The following is an 8,826-nucleotide window of genomic DNA, read 5'->3' as shown; positions in this document are numbered from 1 at the left end:
ATCCTGCCGCATCGACATCTACCTTGTTTTGCGTAATGTTTTCCCCGCACAGGCGGGGGTGATCCCACTAGTGGTTCTTGTAATGGTAGCTTGACCGAGTTTTCCCCGCACAGGCGGGGGTGATCCTAAATAATTTCCTCTACTCTATCAGACGTCTGTGTTTTCCCCGCACAGGCGGGGGTGATCCCCATCGCTTCCTATTATACTTTTAACACCATCGGTTTTCCCCGCACAGGCGGGGGTGATCCTGATACATTGAACCCGTCTGATTTAATGAAACAGTTTTCCCCGCACAGGCGGGGGTGATCCCATGGTCGTTTTAACGGCGGACGCCGTTATCGAGTTTTCCCCGCACAGGCGGGGGTGATCCTAATTCCTTTAAATCGTTATAGCCCGTGTAGTCGTTTTCCCCGCACAGGCGGGGGTGATCCTTGCTAATCCATGGCATATCAATACCGACAATTGTTTTCCCCGCACAGGCGGGGGTGATCCCTAGTATCTAAACCATAGTAGTTTAGTGTTTTCGTTTTCCCCGCACAGGCGGGGGTGATCCTAGATATTGTAAGAGAGATAGAGAGAGGGAGAAGTTTTCCCCGCACAGGCGGGGGTGATCCCGTAGCTTAAAACCTGCTGAATAGTGCCAGACCGTTTTCCCCGCACAGGCGGGGGTGATCCTCAAGTTAAAAGCTGATGGTTCAAAGGTGGATAGTTTTCCCCGCACAGGCGGGGGTGATCCTCCGCGCAATGATTTAACAGGTGCAGAGGTTAAGTTTTCCCCGCACAGGCGGGGGTGATCCTCATACGGGCCGGCGTGTGTGTAGTCGCGCGGGGTTTTCCCCGCACAGGCGGGGGTGATCCTCATGATAATTCAAAAGTTTTTGAAATGTTTACGTTTTCCCCGCACAGGCGGGGGTGATCCCTCCAACTAAAAATTGGATTATCGGAGTTAAAAGTTTTCCCCGCACAGGCGGGGGTGATCCTCAGGGGTCTAGCAGCAAAGCCACGGCTCAGTAGTTTTCCCCGCACAGGCGGGGGTGATCCTCGCCAGAGCATTTCTAATTTTCGTGTTGGCAGGTTTTCCCCGCACAGGCGGGGGTGATCCCAGCAAGCAAGGCTATTATCGACTATGCGTTTAGTTTTCCCCGCACAGGCGGGGGTGATCCTTACAACCGCTTTTACGGCATTTATGCATAATCGTTTTCCCCGCACAGGCGGGGGTGATCCTAAGTGTTCGATAAATTTACCTAGATTTTCAAAGTTTTCCCCGCACAGGCGGGGGTGATCCTTGTGCTAGGCTGGTTGCAGATATTTGTAAGCGGTTTTCCCCGCACAGGCGGGGGTGATCCTACCGCCCACTTGATGATGTGATATGCCTTGTCGTTTTCCCCGCACAGGCGGGGGTGATCCTCCACTCAACACCACCAATTCTGCCTTGCACGAGTTTTCCCCGCACAGGCGGGGGTGATCCTATTCATTATCTTGCCATGTGTAATATGCATCAGTTTTCCCCGCACAGGCGGGGGTGATCCTAGCACAGTATAAATAATTAGGAGGTCATTCAAGTTTTCCCCGCACAGGCGGGGGTGACTGATCAAGTTGAGTGATAAATTTGCGGTTTTCAATGTTTTCCCCGTACAGGCGGGGGTGATCCTTGGTGCCGGAATATTTCAAATCTGATTTTTTAGTTCCCTGTATATACGGGGTGATTCATACACCGATAGCTTATATCAGTCAGCAATTACAACTTATGAACGTTCTAAGCATGAAGTTCAGTCCTGGCAAGTTTAATTAGTCAAAGAAATATTTGCGATTATACTTTAATATACAGTCATTATGCATATTAGGGTATTTGTTCTCACTAGGAAATGTGTATTAATGCTATAATACTAGGGTGGTTTTCCCCGCATACGCGGGTGTGATCCTGTTATGTTTGCTAATTTAATACATATCCAGGTTGTATTCCCCGCATTTGCGGGTTTTTTTGTTTTCCCACTAATCCAACACTTCCCCCAATTCCAACGACCAAACAAAAAAACACTAATCTAACCGATTAGTGCCCCAAAGTCCTCAAAATATTTAGCAAGGTGAAAATTTTAACAACGTGACGTTAAGCCGCTTTCGTCGCTGACACAAGAAGCATCATTGGTCGGCGCAACTCATCGCGCATCCCCGGAACAGTATCCAGCAACTCCGCGCCCGGCTCCGGCTCGACAATTCCCGTAATCGTAAAGCCCGTTTGCAACAGTGTATTCAGGTATGTCGTCAGTGTCTTGTGATATTTCACCACGGATTCCCCTAAAAACACGGCGTTACGCTTACCATCGGTGAAGTAATGATCGACCGGCCAATATTTTGGCTTACCATCTTCATCATAGATCCAGTCCTGCGTGCCAAACGCTGTGAACACGGGATGCTCTACGGAAAAGATAAGCTGGCCGCCAACTGTGAGGCAGTGACTAATCCTCTCACAGATGGCACGAAAGTCCGGCGTGTAGTGAAAGGCCAGAGAACTCATGACCACATCGAAACTGTTAGGGGCGAAGTCAATATCTTCCATCGCAATCTGCTGGTAGTGCACATTGTCAAACGTGTTTTTCTCATTCACCACCGCCAGCATCTTACTCGAAATATCAGTCCCAAGTACAGTTTCTGCGCCATTCTCGGCGGCGTACATGCAGTGCCAGCCGAAGCCACAACCTATGTCTAGCACCCGCTTGCCGTGGAAATCAGGCAGGAGTTTCTTTAGTTCGTGCCATTCCCCCGCCGCAGAGAGACCCGCGACCGACCGCGGGAAGTGACTGTACTTCTCAAAGAATTGCTCGTTATCGTAAATGTTCTCTTTCATGATTACTCTCCATTATTATTTCTCGTTGACATCTTCGAAAAGCTGGGCCAGTGCTTGCTGCATATCGGCCTGCCAATTGACTTACCAAACTGGAGGTAAGCGGCGGCCGTATTGCTGGTAGGCAGGGTCAGCTCCAAGACCATAATCGTGATGATGATGGCCATTACTGCGTCACTGAAGAAATCCATCCGTTCTTTTAACTTTTCCACAATTAATGTCCTTCAGAGATTATTTTCGATTACTAGATTATAGCACTGTGATGCAATTGTGCGTTTTTTCCCGGAAAATTAAGCCATGAAGCTAGCGGAGGAAAGTGGTAATCTAAGGTCATTCGAATAAGGAGAGGGCAAGTGAATGATTATTAGACCAGTGAAACCTGAAGATGTGCGTGCGATTACCAAACTGAATTATGACGAACTGCATTACGATTACACGGTGGAGCATACGGCACAGATGCTTGAAGAAGTCCTGGCGCGGCCATGGCTCAAGATTAATGTTGCCGAGGTTGATGGCCAGTTTGCAGGCTATATTCAACTGGCTGAATACATCAGCCTAATTAACGAGAAGTTGGTCAACGTGATGGAGCTGGCGGTTGTCCACGAGTTTCAAGGGCAGGGTGTTGGGAGCCAGTTAGTCAAGACGGCAGAGGAGTGGTCGCATGAGCTGGGATTCGCCGGCGTGCGGCTCAATTCCGGTGCTGAGAGAACATCCGCCCACGAGTTCTATGAGCATAACGGCTTCACTAAAGTGAAGTATCAGGCCAAGTTTGAGAAGAAGTTTTAACAGCAAAATACCAGCCCCGAATAGTGAGGGCGGGTATTTGTTTTGGCTAGTTTTCCAGGCTGCAATATTTGTGCTTGACAGTAAAGTTATAACTGATGTTATAATCTGCCTACGAGGTGAGGATAATGGCAAAGAGAAATCAATTGAAAGTACGTAAAGTTGGTAACAGCCTAGGTGCGATTATTCCAAAGAATTGGGAAGTTTCAGAAGGCGATATACTACACTATGAAGTCTCACAAAATAAAATAATTATTGATCGTTATGAATCTGATTTGGAACACGATAGACGGGTGATTGACGAGGGTTTCAAAGATTTTGAAAAGGGATTAATTGTTGACAATGAGAGATTAAAAAAAGAATTTGGTAAGTATGGCTGGAAATAGAGGAATGGAAGAGGAAAAACTCGAACTTGTGATGACTGATGGATTCTTGACGTCCCTCCAAAGCTTAGTTCAAGATTGGGAAGAAGTTGGCCTGACAGAGGAAAAAATTAGTGAGTACGTAGTACTAATTCAAAGTTCTTTGGAATCATTGAAATGTTTTCCGAGACGATTTGCTGATGTTTCTGGGACCTTTGGCTTTTCCATGGAAACACGAAGGATTCAAATTGGGCGATTGTATGCAATTTTCTATCGAATAGATCAAGAAAAGGAATATCTTCTAATTGGTCCTATTTATCACCAAAGGCAGTTACGCCAGAAGTTTTAGCAACAAAATACCACCTCCGAATGGTGAGGGGTGGTATTTGTTTGGTTAGCGGATTTTGCTGGCAGCTTCTTTATCGATAGTTAAGGCGAAGTATCAGCGAGAAGAAGTTTTTATTAACAAGTAGGTAAAGAAAAGAACGCCTAGGATTTAATCCCCAGGCGCTCTTTTAGTGCGGCGGTTAGTACTGCTGAAAAGTTGATTCCCTGCTTCTCTGCTTCTCGAGCTAGGTCTGCTGGTATTGTAGTATTCTTTTTGACCAGCGGAACGTGTACTTCTTTCTTTGCTTGTTCAAGGTCTGTTGTGATGTATGAAACCGTAGCATTTGAATGTTGAGCTTGAATATCCTTGATATCTGTAGCGGCTGGCAAAGGATTCTGATCAAATAGCATTAGTCCTAACACTTCCTCCGCGTTATTGAGCGCTTCTGAGAGGCCTTGACCATCGGTGATTGCACCTGGAATATCCGGGAAAGTCACTGTGTATTCGTTAGGCTTATTCTCAGAGTCGTCTAGTACAGCTGCGTACGTCACTAAGCGTTTCATATTTATGTCCTTTCTGATTTGTCTAAATGAATTTATTAGGGATATTTTACTTGATACCGGCTTGCCGTAAAATACTGTTGTAGGTTTTGATTGGTATTGTCTTGCCAGGCTTATCGTATGCTACGCTCACATAATGACCATGTGAGTATTTGAATCTATGGTGACTACCTCTAATTCTATCCTCCGTGAAACCAGCGTTCTGCAATATCTTGAGCACCTCTGTTACTTTATGTTCCACTGGATAGCTCCTTTGGGATGGACCAAAAGCTTGACCATGGTCCTTACTACGCCATTAAGATTGCCCCAGGTATTCACCACACGATGGGTGGCGTCAAGATTAACACGGAGACCCAAGTTTTAGATAAATCGGGCACCGCAATCAAGGGATTGTTCGCTGCCGGGGAAGTTACTGGCGGTTTGCATGGTAACAACCGTATCGGTGGGAACGCAGTTGCTGATATTGTTATTTTTGGACGCCAAGCAGGCACCCAGTCTGCTGCTTTTGTAGCGCAATAAGTGATATTTTTGTCAAAAATGTAAATGGCGATAGACGGTTAAATAGACCGTCTTTTTTTATTTTGCTCGTGCCAAAGTGGTTAGACCAATTGGCCCCTTTAACTTCTGTTCACGATGCAATACAATATAGGTGTAATATGAAATCGCTTTCAAAAGAGCTAGACAGGGAAGTAATGTTGTTGACGTAGAATTGGTAGGAGGAAAATCTAATGAGTAACCGTGATACCACAAATGTTTTATGGTTTGATGAACTACACCGTGAAGATGTCAATCTTGTCGGTGGCAAGTCGTCTTCTTTAGGAGAGATGACTTCCGCCATGTCGGTTCCCGTACCATACGGGTTCGCGACAACTGCCCATGCTTACCGTTATTTTATGGAGCAAACTCACCTGAATGAGCGGGTGAATAGCTTACTGGCAGGTATTAAGGATTACGAGAATTCACTTGAGTTGCACCTAGCGTGTGCAGAGATTCGGCGGCTGATTGTGACTGCCGAGATGCCGGCTGATTTAGCGGCCGAGATTACTGCTGCATACCAGGAGCTAGGTCAGAAGATGAACCAAGACAACCCCTTTGTGGCAATTCGGTCCTCTGCAACAGCGGAGGATTTGCCGGATGCATCTTTTGCAGGTCAGCAGGAGTCTTACTTGAATATTCGTGGTCAGGCAGATGTGGTTAATCGCGTCCAGCAGTGTTATGCCTCCTTATTTACAGATAGAGCGGCATATTATCGGCACAAGCAGAACTTTCCACATGAGCGAGTCGCTCTTTCTGCGGCTATTCAGATGATGGTTTTCTCGAAAGCATCAGGCATCATGTTCTCGGTTGATGTCTCGAATGGCGATGACACCAAAATTGTGATTGACGCAATCTATGGTTTGGGTGAGTACATTGTCCTGGGGAAAGTAACGCCGAATCATTATGTGGTTGCAAAAGACTCCATGCAAATTGTCGATAAAAGTGTGATTAAACAAGATGTGCAACTAGTGCGGGAACCGGATGGTGGCGTTGTCGAGGTACCGGTACCGGACGAATTGCAGGAGCAGCAGGTCTTAACTGATGAACAAATTCTAGAGATTGCCGGCTATGTGAAGGCCATCGAGGAGCATTACGGCTCTTACATGGATATGGAATTCGCGCTCGACAGTAATACGAACCGAGTATGGGTGGTTCAGGCCCGTCCAGAGACAGTCTGGTCCAGGAGAAAGAAGGAGCAGGGAAAGGCAGGTACTGAACAGCACAGTGATTTCAATGAAAGTTATGCTGAAGCGTTGTTGCGTGGATTACCTGCAAGTCCTGGGGTCGTTAGTGGTGTGGTACATGTGATTGATGACGCGAAAGACATTGAGGAGTTTCAGCCCGGCGAGATTCTTGTGACCATCATGACCTCGCCCGACTGGGTTCCAGCGATGAAAAAGGCGGTGGCAATCATCACGGATAACGGCGGAATGACGTGTCACGCAGCGATTATCTCGCGTGAAATGCAGATTCCATGTATCGTTGGTACAAGTAGCAAGGGCACACCTGCCACGAAGCTCCTACAGACCGGAGACACAGTCACAGTCGATGCTTCAAACGGTATTGTCTATCAGGGTGATGTGACTGCAATGTTTACTCAACCTCAACCAGTAGACCAAACTGGGACAGTGCAGGCTGTGGGTGAGACGTTTGCACCAACCGCAACACCCGTGATGATGAACCTGGGCGATCCTGACCTAATTGAACGTTATGCGGACTTGCCGGTTGATGGCATAGGCCTAATGCGTGAGGAGTTCATCTGGACATCCTATATCCATGAGCACCCGTTGTATCTGATTGAGGAGGGACAGCAGGGTAAAGCAATTCGAATGCTTGCAGCGGGTATTGCAAAGGTGGCACGTGCCATGAGCCCACGGCCGGTGGTCCTTAGACTCTCGGACTTTAAGTCGAGTGAGTACCGCCAGTTGAAGGGTGGTTCGAAGTATGAACCAAATGAACCTGCAGACTTGTTAGGATGGCGTGGTGCTTCACGGTATTATGATCCGAAATACATCGAGGCATTCAAACTAGAGTTAGCTGCGGTGAAGAAGGTTCGCCAAGAGTTTGGCCTGACCAATCTGAACGTGATGATTCCCTTTGTGAGAACCGTCGCCGAGGTAGAGAAGGTCACGGAGATTATGCGTGTCGAGGGGCTAGAGCGGACTGCCGACTTTAAAGTCTATATGATGGCCGAAATCCCGTCCAACATCATTCTGGCGGACCAGTTCAACCAGTATATCGATGGCTATTCGATTGGTTCGAATGACTTGACGATGCTCTTACTCGGGTGTGATCGGAACAACGATACGGTGGCCAGCCTCTTTGATGAGCGGAACCTGGCGGTGAAACGCGCCATTCGCCATCTAATTAAGACTGCACATGCTGCTGGTAAAACAGTTTCGATTTGTGGTCAGGCGCCATCGGAATTTCCAGACTTTACGAACTTCTTGGTTCAAAGTGGTATTGACTATGTGTCGGTAAACCCGGACATGGTGAAGGAGACGAAGAGAAACGTGGCGCACTTCGAACAGCGAATTCTCATCGATGCGGCTACGGGTCGTGGCTTAAAGGATCAGACGGACTACGAGTGGTAATCTTTTTAGCGCGGTGGTGGAGCTCTAAAAGATCAACTTAGCAACAAGTTGGTCTTTTTTATTTAAATAATCATGTTATTGTTGCTTATTCTCTTAGAAAAGATTAATGTACATATCATAATCTAAAGTGAGGGATGCAGATGACAGTTTATTTAAAACGCTTAAATCAAGCTGATGCGGCGGTAGAATATGAGTTTTTTCAAAAGATGCCTGAAATTAATGGCTTCGAAGTGCCATACCAGAATATTTCATTTGCGGAATTTCTGACAAACGCAATAGATGAGCGTGAAGATAGCAGCAATGGACTTAATCTCCCAGACGGTCACGTACCAGACACGTATTTCTTTCTCTGGGATAATGACAAAATTGTGGGCCTCTTCAAAATTAGGCACTACCTAAATGACTTTCTGCGTCAAGGTCCCGGTCACATTGGTTATGGCATTCTCCCGGAATTTCAAGGGCGTGGGTATGGGACCGCGGGCTTAAAGTTAGCTTTGAGAAAAGCAGATAAGATCCTACCATCAAACGAACCGGAGATTTTCTTGGCGTGTGCAAAGACGAACCTCGCGTCGCTCCAGGTGATGAAGAAGAACGGTGGCCACGTGCGCCACGAGAACGAACACGAATATTTCGTCCGCGTTTTGCGCAAGGCGATTGATGAGCCGACTTCGCTGGTTGGCCGGGCGGCGAAATTTGAATATTAAGTGAAGTAATTGAATAAGTTCAACCGGAAATCGGTTGAGCTTTTTTTGTTCAGAAACGGTTCTAGACCACAACTTACAAATTGAACTATACCAATTAAAAATTATTTGACTTATAT

The 8,826-nt window shown here is 46.8% G+C and carries 9 protein-coding genes, 1 pseudogene and 1 CRISPR repeat array; of the genes and pseudogenes, 6 read left to right on the top strand and 4 right to left on the bottom strand.

Annotated elements, in window-relative coordinates; genetic code table 11:
• Positions 1–37 precede the first annotated feature (37 nt).
• Positions 38–1,651: a CRISPR direct-repeat array (repeat unit 28 nt; unit sequence GTTTTCCCCGCACAGGCGGGGGTGATCC).
• Positions 1,652–2,107: 456 nt separating this feature from the next.
• Positions 2,108–2,845: a class I SAM-dependent methyltransferase gene (locus FC62_RS07085; protein WP_054745647.1), complete on the bottom strand. Its 738-nt coding sequence runs from the start codon at positions 2,843–2,845 to the stop codon at positions 2,108–2,110.
• Between the two features lie 2 nt (positions 2,846–2,847).
• The gene (locus FC62_RS08550) at positions 2,848–3,054 is read right to left on the bottom strand and encodes a TMEM175 family protein (protein ID WP_054745645.1); all 207 of its coding nucleotides are present in this window, start codon (positions 3,052–3,054) and stop codon (positions 2,848–2,850) included.
• 145 nt (positions 3,055–3,199) lie between these two features.
• Here FC62_RS08550 and FC62_RS07075 point away from each other — a divergent pair, with 145 nt between their 5' ends.
• The 3 genes from FC62_RS07075 to FC62_RS07065 all read left to right on the top strand — a co-directional run bounded on the left by FC62_RS07075 (position 3,200) and on the right by FC62_RS07065 (position 4,336).
• Positions 3,200–3,628 (top strand): GNAT family N-acetyltransferase, encoded by a 429-nt coding sequence (locus FC62_RS07075; RefSeq protein ID WP_056947141.1) that lies wholly within the window; start codon positions 3,200–3,202, stop codon positions 3,626–3,628.
• A gap of 125 nt (positions 3,629–3,753) precedes the next feature.
• The gene (locus FC62_RS07070) at positions 3,754–4,011 is read left to right on the top strand and encodes an AbrB/MazE/SpoVT family DNA-binding domain-containing protein (protein ID WP_056947137.1); all 258 of its coding nucleotides are present in this window, start codon (positions 3,754–3,756) and stop codon (positions 4,009–4,011) included.
• Positions 4,012–4,015: 4 nt separating this feature from the next.
• Positions 4,016–4,336, top strand: a complete 321-nt coding sequence (locus tag FC62_RS07065; RefSeq protein WP_056947134.1) for a hypothetical protein — start codon at positions 4,016–4,018, stop codon at positions 4,334–4,336.
• 140 nt (positions 4,337–4,476) lie between these two features.
• Here FC62_RS07065 and FC62_RS07060 read toward each other — a convergent pair whose 3' ends face one another.
• The gene (locus FC62_RS07060) at positions 4,477–4,878 is read right to left on the bottom strand and encodes a type II toxin-antitoxin system HicB family antitoxin (RefSeq protein WP_056947132.1); all 402 of its coding nucleotides are present in this window, start codon (positions 4,876–4,878) and stop codon (positions 4,477–4,479) included.
• Positions 4,879–4,924: 46 nt separating this feature from the next.
• Positions 4,925–5,116 carry a type II toxin-antitoxin system HicA family toxin gene (locus tag FC62_RS07055; RefSeq protein WP_054745634.1) on the bottom strand — a complete coding sequence of 64 codons (192 nt, stop codon included), beginning with the start codon at positions 5,114–5,116 and terminating at the stop codon, positions 4,925–4,927.
• Positions 5,117–5,151: 35 nt separating this feature from the next.
• Here FC62_RS07055 and FC62_RS07050 point away from each other — a divergent pair.
• From FC62_RS07050 to FC62_RS07040, 3 genes and pseudogenes are all read left to right on the top strand, one after another.
• Positions 5,152–5,394 (top strand): annotated as a pseudogene (locus FC62_RS07050) (FAD-binding protein); the annotation flags it as partial.
• 209 nt (positions 5,395–5,603) lie between these two features.
• On the top strand, positions 5,604–8,006 hold the full coding sequence (gene ppsA / locus FC62_RS07045) for a phosphoenolpyruvate synthase (protein ID WP_056947130.1): 2,403 nt from the start codon (positions 5,604–5,606) through the stop codon (positions 8,004–8,006).
• A gap of 140 nt (positions 8,007–8,146) precedes the next feature.
• Positions 8,147–8,710: a GNAT family N-acetyltransferase gene (locus tag FC62_RS07040; RefSeq protein WP_075362810.1), complete on the top strand. Its 564-nt coding sequence runs from the start codon at positions 8,147–8,149 to the stop codon at positions 8,708–8,710.
• Positions 8,711–8,826 lie beyond the last annotated feature (116 nt).

The organism is Amylolactobacillus amylotrophicus DSM 20534 (assembly GCF_001434555.1).
GTDB lineage: Bacteria > Bacillota > Bacilli > Lactobacillales > Lactobacillaceae > Amylolactobacillus > Amylolactobacillus amylophilus.
Note: the sequence above shows the minus strand (reverse complement) of the source record. Positions and strands in the feature narration are given on the sequence as shown.